Origin of the sequence: Streptomyces sp. NPDC051776 (assembly GCF_040681345.1) — a bacterium.
Lineage (GTDB): Bacteria > Actinomycetota > Actinomycetes > Streptomycetales > Streptomycetaceae > Streptomyces.
Window position 1 is genome coordinate 34,677 of sequence record NZ_JBFAYQ010000018.1, and the last position, 14,724, is coordinate 49,400.

14 protein-coding genes and 1 pseudogene are annotated in these 14,724 nt (G+C 67.4%); 3 read left to right on the forward strand and 12 right to left on the reverse strand.

What is annotated here, in order from left to right; all coding sequences use genetic code 11:
- Window positions 1-3: 3 nt before the first annotated feature.
- The 9 genes and pseudogenes from AB0M26_RS16260 to AB0M26_RS16300 form a co-directional block, all read right to left on the reverse strand.
- The gene (locus AB0M26_RS16260; RefSeq protein WP_365260847.1) at window positions 4-240 is read right to left on the reverse strand and encodes an excisionase family DNA-binding protein; all 237 of its coding nucleotides are present in this window, start codon (window positions 238-240) and stop codon (window positions 4-6) included.
- Window positions 233-1,527, reverse strand: a pseudogene (locus tag AB0M26_RS16265) (replication initiator). The gene AB0M26_RS16260 and the pseudogene AB0M26_RS16265 overlap by 8 nt, the downstream one beginning before the upstream one ends.
- A 154-nt stretch (window positions 1,528-1,681) precedes the next feature.
- On the reverse strand, window positions 1,682-1,924 hold the full coding sequence (locus AB0M26_RS16270) for a SpdD protein (protein WP_365260850.1): 243 nt from the start codon (window positions 1,922-1,924) through the stop codon (window positions 1,682-1,684).
- 25 nt (window positions 1,925-1,949) lie between these two features.
- The gene (locus tag AB0M26_RS16275) at window positions 1,950-2,144 is read right to left on the reverse strand and encodes a hypothetical protein (RefSeq protein ID WP_365260853.1); all 195 of its coding nucleotides are present in this window, start codon (window positions 2,142-2,144) and stop codon (window positions 1,950-1,952) included.
- 13 nt (window positions 2,145-2,157) lie between these two features.
- Window positions 2,158-2,349: a mobile element transfer protein gene (locus AB0M26_RS16280; protein ID WP_365260856.1), complete on the reverse strand. Its 192-nt coding sequence runs from the start codon at window positions 2,347-2,349 to the stop codon at window positions 2,158-2,160.
- Between the two features lie 12 nt (window positions 2,350-2,361).
- Entirely contained in the window at window positions 2,362-2,985 is a 624-nt protein-coding gene (locus AB0M26_RS16285; protein WP_365260859.1) for a DUF2637 domain-containing protein, read from the reverse strand.
- An 84-nt stretch (window positions 2,986-3,069) separates the two neighbouring features.
- On the reverse strand, window positions 3,070-4,446 hold the full coding sequence (locus AB0M26_RS16290; protein WP_365260862.1) for an FtsK/SpoIIIE domain-containing protein: 1,377 nt from the start codon (window positions 4,444-4,446) through the stop codon (window positions 3,070-3,072).
- Window positions 4,446-4,802: a hypothetical protein gene (locus AB0M26_RS16295; RefSeq protein ID WP_365260865.1), complete on the reverse strand. Its 357-nt coding sequence runs from the start codon at window positions 4,800-4,802 to the stop codon at window positions 4,446-4,448. The genes AB0M26_RS16290 and AB0M26_RS16295 overlap by 1 nt, the downstream gene beginning before the upstream one ends.
- A 154-nt stretch (window positions 4,803-4,956) precedes the next feature.
- A complete protein-coding gene (locus AB0M26_RS16300) occupies window positions 4,957-5,742 on the reverse strand; it encodes a GntR family transcriptional regulator (RefSeq protein WP_365260868.1) in 786 nt (261 codons plus the stop codon).
- A 107-nt stretch (window positions 5,743-5,849) separates the two neighbouring features.
- Here AB0M26_RS16300 and AB0M26_RS16305 point away from each other — a divergent pair, with 107 nt between their 5' ends.
- Both AB0M26_RS16305 and AB0M26_RS16310 read left to right on the forward strand, forming a co-directional pair.
- Complete coding sequence (locus AB0M26_RS16305; protein WP_365260871.1) at window positions 5,850-6,257, forward strand: NUDIX hydrolase; 408 nt, start codon at window positions 5,850-5,852, stop codon at window positions 6,255-6,257.
- 45 nt (window positions 6,258-6,302) lie between these two features.
- Complete coding sequence (locus AB0M26_RS16310; protein ID WP_365260874.1) at window positions 6,303-6,731, forward strand: ATP-binding protein; 429 nt, start codon at window positions 6,303-6,305, stop codon at window positions 6,729-6,731.
- A 767-nt stretch (window positions 6,732-7,498) separates the two neighbouring features.
- Here AB0M26_RS16310 and AB0M26_RS16315 read toward each other — a convergent pair.
- From AB0M26_RS16315 to AB0M26_RS16325, 3 genes are all read right to left on the reverse strand, one after another.
- Window positions 7,499-9,319: an IS481 family transposase gene (locus AB0M26_RS16315; RefSeq protein ID WP_365260877.1), complete on the reverse strand. Its 1,821-nt coding sequence runs from the start codon at window positions 9,317-9,319 to the stop codon at window positions 7,499-7,501.
- 605 nt (window positions 9,320-9,924) lie between these two features.
- A complete protein-coding gene (locus tag AB0M26_RS16320; protein WP_365260880.1) occupies window positions 9,925-11,976 on the reverse strand; it encodes a hypothetical protein in 2,052 nt (683 codons plus the stop codon).
- 519 nt (window positions 11,977-12,495) lie between these two features.
- Window positions 12,496-13,017 (reverse strand): toll/interleukin-1 receptor domain-containing protein, encoded by a 522-nt coding sequence (locus tag AB0M26_RS16325; protein WP_365260882.1) that lies wholly within the window; start codon window positions 13,015-13,017, stop codon window positions 12,496-12,498.
- A gap of 852 nt (window positions 13,018-13,869) precedes the next feature.
- Here AB0M26_RS16325 and AB0M26_RS16330 point away from each other — a divergent pair.
- Window positions 13,870-14,394 carry a hypothetical protein gene (locus AB0M26_RS16330; RefSeq protein ID WP_365260885.1) on the forward strand — a complete coding sequence of 175 codons (525 nt, stop codon included), beginning with the start codon at window positions 13,870-13,872 and terminating at the stop codon, window positions 14,392-14,394.
- The last annotated feature ends 330 nt before the right edge of the window (window positions 14,395-14,724 follow it).

A 14,724-nucleotide genomic window follows, 5' to 3' on the forward strand; every position in this document is an offset into this window, starting at 1 on the left:
CCCTCAGGCTGCCAACGCGGAGGGACGGTGGCGCAGCTTGGCGACGTAGGCGCGCAGGGCATCCGGCGGAACGCGGCGAAGCCGGCCGACCATTACGGATTCGATCTCACCTGTGCTCACGAGCTTGAAGCAGGTCGTACGCCCGATGCGGAGGCGTCGAGCGGCTTCCTCAACGGTCAGGAGAACCAAGGAGCCATCAACGGCTTCGAGGACTGGGGAGGTGACCAGCGGATCAGCCATGAGTTGGTTCTCCTTCGGTTCCGAGGGCGGGTTCGAGAGTGGAGGCGAGCCAGGCCTCTGCCGACGACAGGCCCGTCCCGGCGAAGACCCAGTGCGCGAGGACGTAGGTGGTGTCCTGTTCGGCCTCGGTGCCTGCGGCGGTCTGGGCGCGGCGCCATTCGGCGCGGGCGTTGCGGAGGGCGCCAAGGGTGGTGGAGTAGCGGCGGGACTTGGTGGAGAAGTGGCCGCGGAAGCCGAGCATGTGAGCCCAGGCGCGGAGCTTGAGGTCTTCCAGGTCCTTGCGGGCGCCGAGCGACCAGGCGGTGCGGATCAGTCGGCGTGCGTGCTCGCTGATGTCGAGTTGGGCGAGTTCGGCGACGAACTTCAGGCGGCGGTCGAGGGCGCCGGTCGCTGTCTCAGCACCTTTGGTGGCGTACTTGGCGATGTAGGCCGCGACGGCGCGTTCGGTCAGCTCCTGGCCATTGTCGAAGTCGGCGCTGCGGATGGTGCGGACGTCGAGCTGGCGCCCGAAGGTGAAGGTGTGGGCCCGTCCGTCGATGACGGGCCCGTCCACTCGGACATCGGCAGCCACCGCGTCGATGGCATCCGTCAGCAGCTCGGCGGTCGCCCATGCGGGAGGAGTGGTCTCTCCGCCGTCGGGGCCATCGATGCGGATGACGGCGTGGAAGTGGACGGCGCCGCGCTTCTGGTACTCGGCGACCTTGGCGAAGGACACCCGTGCGTGGTGCTTGAAGGCGCGTTGTGTGAGTCCGGCTCGCTTGGCGACTTCGCGGCGCAGGTACGTGGAGAAGCGGCGCCACAGAGCTCCTGCGTGGGCGTTCCACAGCACCGCCGCTTCGTAGTCGTAGGTGTCGGGGTCGAGTGGGGTACCGAGCGCTTCGTCCTCTTGGTCGTGGAGCACGCCGCACCGGCACCGGCGGACTGAACCGGTCGGCCCCGAGGGGCGGTTGTGGACCGGGCCGAAGCTCGGCGCGGTGAATGTCGCGAAGACGCGCGGGTGTGTGGCGACGTGTTCGGGAACGCCTTTGCCGCCGCGGAGCCCGGAGGTGATCAGGTGGAAGGTGTCGCGGCGGTAGACCTCGGCGCAGGCCTGGCAGCGGGTCGTACGGCGGTTGTTGCACCGGACGAGGAGGTGGCCGGCCGGGAGGTGGTGGAGTCGATTCGGTGGATGACGTTGCCGATTTCGCCGGTCCGGGTGTCGACGTCGTACTCGGTGCGGTGGCCGTCGAGGCGGATCGGGTGGGTGCAGCCGCCGAGGCCGGAGAGCTGGCGGAGCAGGCCGGGCATGGTGCCGAATGAGGCAAGTTGCCCGAATTCGGGAAGCGGGGGCGGGGTGGCGCGGGTGATGATGGCTTCTCCTTCGGGCTCTGGTCGGAAGGAAGTGGGCCTCCGGGGCGGCGGGATGCTTGGCGGTATCGAGGCCGCCCCGGAGGTCGGGCGTTCAGCGGCGGGTGTCGCGGAGCAGGGAGCGCAGGACAACGGCGGCGACGGCCACGGAGATGGCCGAGACGGCGACTGCGGTCAGGAGCGCGGTGAGGACGACTCCGCCGACGAGCACGGTGGCTACGGCCCCGCTGCTGACGTTGAGTTGGGGCATGGCCCGGGTTGTGGGCATCGGAGCGTTGGGCGCGCGTGTGTGCTCGGCGGGCGGGGTCGGGTTGTCGGGGTACTTCGGCAGGAACACGGCGAAGTTCTCCTTACCTACTCGTCTAGTCGTGTGAGCCGTTGACGATGTCCACCCCGGAGCGCGTGCCGGACTCGATGGCCGGGGCCATGAAGGTGTGTGAGAGCCAGAAGCCGAAGAGCGCGATGAGGACGACGACCCAGGTGCGGACGCCGAGGAACTTGACCGCCCCCCAGGCGAAGAAGCCGAGGACGACGACGAGCGGAAGGCTGACAGTCACAGGGCGAGTCCTTTCAGCGGATGGGGCAACGGTGGGTGCGGGCGGCCAACTCGGCGGCGGCGCGGCTGTCGTAGTCCGAGGAGAAGCCGCAACGCGGAGCGGTGCAGGCGGCGGTGTGCTTCTCCCGGCCACGGCCGTCGTAGGAGGTGCCGACCCGGACGGGGCCGATGCGAATGACAGCGCGGAAGCGGCGTTGGTCGGTCATGCGGATCTCCTGTCAGAGGTGGGCTGCGACGGCGTCCGCCATCGGTACGGGGACCCCGAGCCGGGCGCGGAGTGTGGGTGTGTCGATGGGAGTGCCTGTGCGGCTCAGGTGGTCGGCAGCGACCTTGCGGGCGTGCTCGACGAGCGCGGCCGGGACGGACACCGCAGGCGGAACGGGAGCTGGCGTGGGCGCCGGTTCCTCGGTGTGCTCGGCGGGCAGTTCGAGGGTGGCCTCGGTGGTGTCTTGCCGCTCAGGCTCGTCCTCCACCGGCGCCGGGGCGGAGTGCGCCAGCAGCATGCCGCCGAGGAAGGCGACGGCGGGCCAGCCCGCGACGAGGATGCGGAGCCAGGCCGGCACCGCGTTCATGTCGAGGAGTCCGGCGGTGGCGACGTTGGCACCGAGCGATGCGGCGAGCGCGATGACGAACCAGCACCATGCGACCGCTTTATCCTCGCCGGACCGCAGTCGCCGCCAGGCGGCCACGAGCAGCAGGTCGACCGAGACGGGGTAGGCCCAGGCCTTCCACCCGTCCTGTCCCGCGGCGGAGGCGATGTCGTGCAGGTGGGCGAAGGACAGGGCAGCGGCGATGACCGCTTGGACGAGCACCGCGTCGACGCGGGCCAGTTGGGCACGCATGCTGCGGCTCCTTCCGGATTCAGGCATGGGAGGGGTAGGGACGTGGCGTGAGGCGGTCACGCCGACCGTGGAGGGTTGCGCAGCTCAGTCGGTGACCGGGCGCGGTCGCATGACCGGGGCCGGGGAATCGACGGGCTGAGCGGGCACGTCGGGCTGGAAGGGCCTGAGCGCGGCGAGATCGGGCACCAAGTGGTCCATCTCCTGGCAGATTTCGGCGGCGTCGCTGAGGGAGAGGTACGGCGTACGGATGCGGGACCAGCCGCCGGAAGTGTCATCGGCGACGGCCAGGCCGGGGCGTTCGGGCGCGATGGCGCAAGCCGCGGAGACCGCCTCGGGGGCGATGTCGCCAAGCGCCATCTTCGCCGATGCTTCGTCGTTCACGCGGTGGCAGACGCGTCCGGTGAGCTGGGCTCGCAACATTGTCGCTCCCTTGCCCAGCTCGGCACCGAAGCGCTGTCCGCAGACTTCCAGGTAGATGCCTGCGGCGCGACCGAGCTGGGCGAGGCGGATGAGCTGGGTGACCATCTCATCCCGTCGTTCCTCGTCCTTGCGTGAAGCGACGAGGAACAGTTCGGCGACCTCGTCGACGAACAGCACGATGGGGACGGGACGTTGCTTCTCGGGCAGTCCCCAGATGTCGGAGGTGATCTCCTCGTTCGGGGTGCCCGGTGCTATGCCCTCACGGGCCCTGATCAGGTCGTACCGGTGCTCCATGGTTTGCACCAGGACGGGAAGCAGCTCGGCTGCCTGATCTGGGTCGGTTGCCAGCCCGGAGAGGCGCGAGGCGAAGGGAGCCAGCTCTACTCCGCGCTTGCAGTCGATGCCGACGAGGGCGACCGGCTGCCGGGCGAGTCCGGTGATGAGGTGGCGCAGGTACATGGACTTGCCGGAGAGCGTTGCTCCGAGGGTCAGTTGATGCGGGATGGTGCGGTAGTCGCGGACGAAGGGTGTGGCGTCCTCCCGCATCGCCACGGGCACCTTGAGGAAGTCGCCGGTGAGCTTGCGCGGCATACGGACCCGCCGCAGGACGTCGAAGCCGACAAGTCGCAGTTCGACCACACCCGGCTTCACGGTGGTGACGTACACGGCGTGAACTCCCCAGGCATGGCGGAGCCGTTCGGCCGATGCCGCGACGTCGGCGGGTTCCTGTCCGGGAGCGAGCCGGAGACGGAGGCGCAGCCCGGTCGAGGTGGGCCGGATGAGGCCCCGGCGAGGCGGTACGGGACGGACTTCCCGGCGAGTGGTCGCCTTGACGGCGAGTGCGCGTAACCGAGAGGGGGCCATGGTCAGCCCACAAGCCTCCATGACGGAGCTGTACGAGCTGAGTATGCGCACGGTCGACAGCGGCAGGCCGACCGTGGACCAGTAGACGCCGGAGTGTTGGGCCCGGGCGTAGGCGGCCCCGCCGCCGAGCGCGGCGACAGGACCACCCACCTCCAGAAGCGTCGAGAGCTCGGTCATCAGGCCGTGGCCCCCATGGCAGTCGGGAACTCGGCGGGAGTCACGGCCGCAGCGCGGTACGCGATGCCGTGACGCTGCTGCCCGTTGAAGACGCTCTCCCACGGCCGGGCGGCCAGGCCGGGCAGCGAGACCGGCGCACCGAGCGCCAGGCCGTCCGACACCCCGCTCTCCGGCACGGTGACCTTGATCAGGGACGACTCCCCCTCTTCGATGTAGACGACACCGAGCGTCATCAGCGACTCACCGCTCACGGCGTCCTTTGCGACCTCGCCCGTCTGACGGTCACGGACCTTCGGCTCAGGAGCCTCGGTCAGCAGGATCGTCGCGGCCGAAGTCTCCACACGGATGGTGCGCAAGGCACTCTCCTATCTACTCGTCTATACAAGATGCGATCCACGAGCGCGGCGCCCGGGAACGGTGACCACCCTGCCACATAACTTGCCCACTCGTCTATACGAGTATGCCTGTCGGCGTGTACGAGTCCGCAGAAGTGGCCTCGCGCACCGCCGGTCAGGTCGCCGGGAGCTGGTACGACAGGACGTACGCGTCCGCCGCCATGACGGTGTCGCAGACCTCCACGGCTCGCCGCTCGGTGTCGTATGCCGTGCGGATCAGGTGGATGACCGGGACGCCGGAAGCCAGACGCAGCGTCTTGATCTCGGACGGCGAAGGCATGCGCGCACGGATCTCCTCCTCGAAGTGATCCAGGTGGTGGCCCAGCTCCTCGAGGCGGGCGTAGATGCCGCCGGGACCGGGGTTGGGCTCGGCGATCTGCGTGCCCCGTGCGATGTCGAGCGGGAGGTACGACGTCGCGAACTCGACCGGCCGACCGTCGAGCAGATACCGCCGCCGACGAGCGAGCACCCGCCGCACCGAACCCAGGCGCGTGGAGATGTCCTGGCTCGCCTTTTCCTCCTTGACCTCCAGACTGTCAACCTGCGGATGGCTGCCCGCAGCGTCCGCTTCGACGATGAAAGCGGACTTCCCCTGCTCGCGGTGGCGCCTGGCGAATCGGTCCGATGCGAGCCGTCGTACGGGAGGGCGCGGCCGGACGAATACGCCCTTCCCGTGCTCGGCGTGGACCAGGCCCTCACCCTGAAGGACGGAGACGGAGTTCCGGACCGTCATCCGGGAGACCCCGTAGTGTTCGACGAGTTCAGCCTCTGAGGGAAGCTTTTCGCCCTCCTTGAATCGCCCACGGTCGATGGCCTCGCGCAGCTGATCGGCGATCTGCCGGAAGACCGCACGATCACTCGTGGGGTCGAGGTCACCGAGAAGGCTCGGGAGTGAAGTCACGGGTACTCCTTTAGGTATCTAGACGTGTGGGCGAGTTCACTTGCTACGGTGGAGAGCCTAGTCAGCCGAGAGGGCCGAGGAACGTGAGCACTGACCGTCCGCACTCCGTGAGCGTTGCCGGAGTCATCGTCGACGACCAGGGCCGTGCTCTCTTGATCAAGCGCCGCGACAACGGCCACTGGGAGCCGCCGGGCGGAGTCCTTGAACGCGAGGAAACCCTCCCCGAAGCCCTCCAGCGCGAAGTTCTCGAAGAGACCGGCATCAAGATCGCGCTCCCCGCGACGCTCACCGGCGTCTACAAGAACATGAAGGGCCTGATCGTCTCCCTGGTCTTCCGCTGCCAGGCAGCTGACGGCACCCCGACCACCGGGGACGAGACCCGCGCACTGCGCTGGGTCACCCGCGAAGAAGTGATCGAACTCGCCGACGAGGCATACGCGATCCGTGTCCTGGACGCCTTGGACGCGACATCCCCGCCGGCCATACGCGCCCACGACGGCGTGAAACTCGTCTAGCCCGAACCCGCTGCACATGGCGCCTACCAGCATGAAGGAACTTGTATGCACGAGTATACGAGCACTACTCGGGTCTGGGGACTCACTTGCCCAGGTTTTCCGGAAGAGGTCAGCCGGGCCCGCCGCTGGACGCGGGACATCCTGAGCAGATCGCCGCTGGCCGAGGACGCGGAACTGATCGTGAGCGAGCTGAGCGCGAACGCAATCCTCCACACCGCCAGCGGCAGGGAATCCGGCAGCTTCCACCTGGCCCTTGCCGTCTCCTCTCAGGTGATCGCCCTATCGATCACGGACGACGGGGGCACGGGAAGTGCCCCGAAGGTCGAGGACCCAGAGGAGGACGCCGTAAACGGCCGGGGCCTGGGCCTGGTCAGTGTGATCGCCCACCGAGTCGTGGTCCACGACAGCCATGGCGGCCACACGGTCACCGCGGAGCTCTTCATGGACGCTTGGCCCGGAGGCGAGCCGTGCTGACGTCCCCCGGCACCGAAGGCTTATCCACGGGCAACGAGCGCCCCAACTATCGCTGCTGGGCTGCCGCCTACCCATTCCGTGGGGCCAGCCCGATTCCTCTCGGGGGACACAGAGCAGCGAGCCCCCGCCTCGCACTGCGCTGGCTCCGCGAACGAGCCGGGCACATCACTGACCAGCTCGACGCCCCGTACGCACGGCCAGGCCGTCATTGGCTGAAAGACGTAGCCGAACACGAGCGTGCGCTTACGTACCTAGCAGCGTGCACGCCTTACCAACTCACCCTGTACGACGAGCACGCGCGCTACGTACTCGTAGCCAGCCCGCCAGGAGCACGGTCATGACGGAACTCGTCCGCGGCTACTGGTGCGAGTGTTGGACCCAAGACCTCGCCCGAGACCAACGGCCCTCTCTCCTTGGTTGCTTCGACGCCACATCAGCCACACAGGCGGACCGATGGATTGCCGTCGCACTCCGCACACTCACACCTGCACTCGACTCGCAGGCCTCCGAAGAGGCATGGAACTGGCTCGGAGCGGGCCGCATCAAGACGAGAAGAACCCTCATGCGCCCAGAGGCATGCTCGGTGTCCATCACCCAGGCGAGGACACGAATCACGTGGACAGCCCGCCCAGTGCTCTACCTGCCACTTGCACACCGCCAGGGCGTAGAACTTCCAGCCTGCGTAGACGACTTCAAGCCCTACGCCGCGGTGTCGGATCCCAAGTGATGCCTGACGTTCTGGTCCCACGTGATGCTTGACGGTGGGCCTAGACAACATAGGGGGCCCCGTGGGGCTTGTTCGCTTTCACGTTACGGACCGGGAGGTCGGTCGTGCGGCGGATCACCCGGACCTGGCCGTCCAGGTCGATGGTGATCGTGGAATCCGACACGTGCACGGTCACGGTCTGCCCTGCGTACGGGCGGCCGAGGGACACGACCTGCCGGCAGACCATGACCGTGCCCACCGCGCTGACCCGCCGCTGCACCCGCACGGGTTCGATGCCTGGACGCGGCGGCGGTCCGGCTGGACGAAGGCCCCGCAGCCTGCGGACTTCGTCGCTGGTCAGCGGGTTGGGCCGCACCCTCAGCAGTTCCCGGGAGGATGGATCGAAGAACGACAGCGTCTCGTCATCGATGCGGATACCTACCTGGCGGCCTGCGAGGATCTCCGCCGCCAGCATCTGGTGCCCGCCCAGACCCACCAGGCCGCTGTTGTTCACGACCCGATCCACCTCGAACACCGCCCCGTCGCCGACCGGAAGCGGGGCCGGCCCAGCACCACGCCCGCCCCGGGCGGCCAGCCGCCCCAGATCCGCCACCGACAAGTGCGACCGCACGGTCTTGATCCGTGCTCCCGCGATCAGCAGATGGATCACCGAGGTGTCGGCCCAGAAGGTCACCGTCAGTCCTGAGCGGGCCGGACCGAGCCAGAACTGCTTGCCCGCGACCTGCAGATTCCCACTCGCAGGCACCACCCGCTCGAACTCCACCGGCCCACCGGGCTCCAGTTGAACCACTGCCGGGACCGGCTCAGGCAGGCAGGCCGGCACGGGCGACACTTCGGCCGGATCCGGCTCCGCAGGAGGCATCCGCTGCTGCGGCACCAACGCGAGCACTCCGGGCACCCTCAGGCCCAGTACGTCCCTCTCCTGCTCGGGAACCGGCGTGAACCGGTCGCCCGGAGACTGCATGTCCAGCGCCTGATGCGGACGCATGGAGTTGTATTCCTCAACCCACGCGTCCAATGCCGCCTGAGCCGCCCCGATACCCTCGAACGCACCGCAGCCGTCCAGGAGTTCACGCCGCAGCGTCTGATGGAACCGCTCGACCTTGCCCGTCGTGGTCGGCGAGGCCGGCTGGGTGAGACGGTGCGCGATCCCGTTCTCCCGGCAGATCTGGTCGAACAGCACCTCCCCGCCCTGCCCGAACCGGTCGGTGAACTGTTTGCCGTTGTCGGTCAGCACCTCCTCCGGCACCCCGAACCTCTGCAAGGCCCGGGCGAAGGCGGCGCAGACGGCCCGCCCGGTCGCCCGCTCGACCACCGATGCGATCACGCAGTACCGGGAATGGTCATCTACCCCGGTCACGACCTTGGCCTCGGTCAGCTCGCCGGTGACCGGGTTGACCAGCATCACACCGCCGACGATGTCCATCTGCCACAGCTGCGTCGGCCGGTCCCGCTGCCAGCGCTTGTAATCCGACCGCTTCCGGCGCCGCACCCCCGGTTCCACCAAGCCGTGACGGACCAGGATCCGATACACGGTCATCCGCGACGGCACCGGGCTCACCGTCCCGGACCGCTCCAGCACGTGAGCGATCCGCCGCGGACCCCACTTCGGGTGCTTGCGCCGCAGCTCGCACACCGCCGCCTCCACCTCGGCAGAAGCCTGATGTGGACACGACGCCGGCCTACGAGAACGATCCGCCAACCCGGCCAGACCCGAAGCGGCATACCGGGACTTCCACCCGCTGACCGTCTGCCGTGACACCCCCAGCGACTCAGCGACCTCGGTCACGGTCGCACCCGCCAGCACCGCCAGGACAGCCCGGTATCTCTGCTCAACAACCGACAACTCCACCAGCGCCAATCCCGGCCTCCTGCCACGCGCCGCAACGACGCGCACAGAAAAGCCGATCACGGCCACTGTCAACCATCAGCTGGGACCGAACTGTCAAGCATCTCCCGGGATCGGACAGCCCTACGCCGCGGACTGAGTTACAACTTTCTCTACTGGTTCAAGGGCTCGCTTCGCTCGCCAACCATCCGGCCTCCCGAAGCTGCAAGCAGTGATCCATATGGGATCAGGGCCGCGCCACAGGCGCGGCGGCGCCGGGCGGGCGAAAAGACCAGGCCGGACGTGGGGGCGGTCGGCTCCACGGCTTTAGGCACCTCCCCGGTCCGGGTCCCGCGTCGAGCAAGACCAGGGGGCCACTCGTTCAAATTCCGGGCAGGTCCAAAGACTGCCCGAGTTGCCAACCAGCGTACGGCCCCCTGATCATGCTCGACCCCAAACCAGGCAGGCCACCGCCCAAACCCGCTCCACCGACCTCTGGCTCAGCAACCGCCTGCCACTCTCACCAGAGACCCGCGCCGCATCTCGGGCGAGCGGCTGACCAACCGAGGCGAACCCCGGGGACGGTCGCACCGGGGGTTCGCATGGACGACGGCTTCGGGGCGCGGGCTGGTCCGGACTCACCGGCTGACCGTGCCGATATTGGTGGAACGGTCGACAGCGACGCAGTGGGCCTGTGTGCGGCTGTCGGTGGCGGTGAAGGTGAGGTTGTTGGTGTTACCGCAGCTGTTGTTCTGCCGGCCCTCCTGCGCGGTGTTCTGCTGGAACAGGTCGGCCGTAGCCGAACCGCCCTCGGCCTTGGCTCCTCCACCGATATCCGCAGTGTGGACGTTGGCCGAGCCGTCCACCGTCTTACAACCCACCTCGTACCGGGTTCCGGTCAGATCGAAATCCCCGCTGATGTGGTTGTTGCAGCTATTGTTCTGCCGACCCTCCTGGGCAACGTTCTGCTGGAACACGCCGCCGCCGGTGCTGGACCCGCCTTCGACGCGTGCCCCACCGCCCTTGATCAGGGTGTCCTTGCTGAACGAGAGATCTTGGTTCCCGCACCGGCCGACCGCACGCCCCCCCTCCACGGTGAATTCCGTGTCGTTGAGGTTGTTGCAGTTGTTGTTCTGCCGCCCCTCCTGCGCGACATTCTGCTGCTCCACGTCAGCCGCTGCGCTGGAGCCGCCTTCGACGCGGGCCCCGCCGCCCTTGATCAGGGTGTGCTTGCTGAAGGAGTGGTCCCGGTTGCGGCACCGGTCCTGCGTCCGCCCACCCCCGATCGCCTCGATGTCGCCCGAGCGGTTGGGGTTGTTGCAGGCGTTGTTCTGCCGGCCTTCCTGCGCAATGTTCTGCTGTCGCACTTGGCCGCCGGTGCTGGAGCCGCCTTCGACGCGGGCCCCGCCGCCCTTGATCAGGGTGTGCTTGCTGAAGGAGTGGTCCCGGTTGCGGCACCGGTCCTGCGTCCGCCCACCCCCGGTCGCCTCGATGTCGCCCGAGGACTCGGGGTTGCTGCAGGCGTTGTTCTGCCGTCCCTCCTGGGCGATGTTCTGCTGGTCCACGGTGTCGACGGTGCTGGAGCCGCCTTCAGCACGAGCCCCGCCACCCTTGATCAGGGTGTGCTTGCTGAAGGAGTGGTCCCGGTTGTAGCACCGGTCCTGCGTCCGCCCACCCCCAGTCACCTCGATGTTGCCCGTGGACTCGGGGTTGTTGCAGGCGTTGTTCTGCCGGCCTTCCTGCGCAATGTTCTGCTGCTCCACGCTGTCGACAGTGCTGGAGCCGCCTTCAGCACGAGCCCCGCCACCCTTGATCAGGGTGTCCTTGCTGAGTGACTGGTCCCAGTTCTTGCAGTGATCCTCCGTCCGCCCCCCAGTCACAGTGAAGTCGCCCGTGCCGTTGGGGTTGTTGCAGGCGTTGTTCTGCCGTCCCTCCTGCGCAATGTTCTGCTGGTTAAGGGTGCCTGCGCTGGAGCCACCTTCAGCGCGGGCCCGGCCGCCCTTGACAAGGGTGTGCTTGCTGAACGAGCGGTCCCAGTTCTTGCAGCGATCCTCCGTCCGCCCCTCAGTCACAGTGACGGTGGCAAAGCTATTGGGGTTGTTGCAGGCGTTGTTCTGCCGTCCCTCTTGCGCAGTGTTCTGCTGTCGCACCGTGCCGTCGGTCGTGGAGCCGCCTTCTGCGCTGGCCCCGCCGCCCTTGACGAGGGTGTGCTTGCTGAAGGAGAAATCCTGGTCCGAGCAGTGGCTCTCCACCCGGCTGCTTTCCACCGTGATGTCCGACTCGTTTTGGTTGTTGCAGGTGTTGTTCTGTCTGCCACGCTGGGCCGTGTTCTGCTGAATCAGGCTTGCGGTCGACGAGCCGCCTTCAGCCTCTGCGGGCCCATTGTGGATGCGGGAGAACGCAGTGAAGGAACCGTCAGTGGTCACACACCGGCCAGTTACCCGGCTGCCGGTGAGCTCCAGCTCCTCATCCTCTGTATTGGGGTTGTTGCAGTTGTTGTTCTGCCGGGCGGACTGCGCAACGTCCTGCTGGAAGACATCCCCGCCCGTGGAGGAACCCCCGGTCGCCCTGGCCTTCGCCTTCGTCTCAGCGGGGCCGGCATCGGCGAAAGCCGTCACAGACCCTGCTGCCGTCCATCCGCTGACAGCCAGAACCAGCATCGTCGCTGTCGCGACCTTGTGCACCCGCATCCCGTGGCCTCCATGCATCCATCTGTGATCCCAGCCCCTACCCCTTCCTCAACTCCACCCCAGCCCTCCCGGTCATGGACCCACTCCCTCCTCCACCCCAACGGCCCAACCCCTTCCTCCGGGATACCCAAGAGACCCTTGAGGGTTCCCCGCCACCCTGACAGCCGAGGCCGCGCAGGTACCTCCACACGAGGAACCCAGGATTTTCCGATCGCGGACGAACGCCCGACACTCTGACATCACCAATTGACATCAATAGCGCCGGACATCGACGTACGCCGACGAGCCTGGTCGGACTCGGCGGCCCACACAGAGGGCCAGAGCGCAAGCCATCCGTCTGGGCCGAAGATCGAACTCCTAAGGCGGGTGTCGCAGGTTCGAATCCTGCAGGGGCACCAGAGCAAAAGCTCGGACCGATCTTGGTCTGAAGCCTTTGTGTAGCAGCGCGTGCCACCGACTCGCGTGCCTTGGGCTTGGCGCCAGTGATGGGGAGCGGCGCCCAGGCAGACCACCGGACGGCTAGTTGGCCGGTGTGGGCGGTGCGGTCAGGTCGTCGTCTACGGCGACCAGCTCAGCGATCTTGGCGGCAACTACTGCCATCGAATCTTCCGCCGTGTCCAACCCGTTTCGGGATGCAAGCAGGGGGCTGACGTTCCGGAGTTCGCCGTAGGTCGTCTCGTGCACGACAGGGAGCAGCAGGTCACGTGCAAGGAGCTCCGAGAGCTCCTTGTCAGAGACGCCACCGCGCTCAAGGCGCGTCAGTAGCGCAGGGGTGACCAGGACGAGACCCGTACGCGACTTCGCGAGGCCCCTGTCGATTTCCCGCATGAACGGTAGGCCGAGGGCGATGTCCTTCTCGCTGAACCAGACCGACACGCCCTCTGCTTCCAGCAGGCCGCACAACTCCTTGGCAGCACCGCGCCGGTCATCCCATGCGTGGCAGAGAAAGACATCGCGAAGGTCTGGCTGTTGACGCGCACGCAACGCGGCGGCGTCTCGAACAGGAGTCAGCCCCTTCACCTCAGCAGGCGTGTAAGTCACGGACGAGGTGCTAGGTGACCAAGGCGCCCGCGTTCTGCCGTCACTGGAGCTGCCCCTACTGGTCGCACCGCCTCCGCCACTGCTCCGCGACGTGTAAACCGGCGGCGGGTAGTAAGACCGGGACGATGAGTACCCGTAGCCTCCGCCGCTGCACGCAGGGCACGCCGCAGCTCCGCTGGCGGTCCGATGACCCTGAACCGGGGCTGTGCAACGACTCATAACTACACGGTAGTCCACGCGGCCCTTGGACCCATCTCGTTTACGCATAGCCCGGGTCGGTGGCACATGCCGGCAGGTTGCGATTCCCCTAGAGACGAGCGAGGCCGCTTACATGCAGCGTGACTGTCTACTCGCCTGCGGCCAACGGACCTCGGTGTGGGACGGCGTCGATGCCGGAGGCTCCACAGCGTCCTAAGGCAGAAGTCCCCCAAATTGCTTCGAGAAACCGCATTCGATGCCCCTGGGGCCACCCCATAGTTGGAAGGCGTGCGCGCCACAGAAGCTTAGAGCGTCATGCCCTCGATCGCTGACTGGCAGGCCTCCGTCATTGTCACTGAGCTCCGCGCCACGCGAGGCGTCCCACCTCGGAGCGATGTCCCAAGGAGCGACGCCAAGCACTGCCAGGTCAATCAGGCCGTAGCGGCCTTCAAGGTCGTGGCTCGGGCGGCCCTTGACGCTCCGGACACCGTTGGCCAGGCGTGAGGGCGGTGAGAATTCTGCGCAGTGGAGAGCCTCTGAGTCGCAAGGTTGCTGGCCGAAACGGTAGGCAGCGAGGAACGCGCGGGTGTACAGCGGCCTCCCCCGCACCTGACCATCATCGAGGATGATTCCAGAGCCTGGGGAGGAGAGCGCATGGCGGACAAGGTTGCGGCAATCCGTGCTGTGGCACGCCACGCTGACCACGTGTACTGGGTACGGGAGTGGCCCGACAAGCCGACCTGGCGGGACCGGCTTCGCCGATGGATGGACCCCGCCTCGTACCGCTTCGACGGGACCGCCACCCCACCCAAACCCTGGGTCGACCGGGCCGCGGGCTACTACGAGCGGACAGGCTGGCGCATCCGCGCGGCATACGTCAGATCCGACCTGGCTTTCGAGGTCGAGTACGTGGTCTGCCAGCCGTGCAAAACCGGCTGGGTGGAAGCGCCTCACTCCTACGAGGGTTACCAACGCTGCGGCCTCGCCTCAGCCGCTCTGCGATCCCTCCGTCACGCCTACCCCGGAGTCCAGTGGCACACCGCCGGCGGGCACTTCCGCGAGGCTGAGCCCTTCTGGAGTTCCGTCAGCGTGGGCGTTCCTGGCGGCTACACCCAACAGAGAAGATGCCACCACGTGTGGAACCTCGGTGTGCAGGACAACGTGGTACAAGGCGCGTGACCAGGCCAACTTGTGATGCCCTCCGTCTCAGTTTCCGTCTCATTCAGCCCCGTTCACGGCCGTTCAGGCGAGTCCAGATGCCGGGTGCAGCCCATCAGCGGGCCGTCCATGAGCCCAGGTGAACGCCCCTGCACGCGCGCCATCACCCCACCAACACAGTTGGAAAGCGTGTTGGGGGCAACCCCCTCACGAGTTCGAATCTCGTATCCTCCGCACCCGCCCGGGCAGACCGAAGGCCCCGACCGATCATGGTCGGGGCCTTCGGCGTTGATCCGTCTCGGTTTCCGCCCAGTCGGCCTTCGGCGGCTCCCAGATCGCCTCGCCGACTTG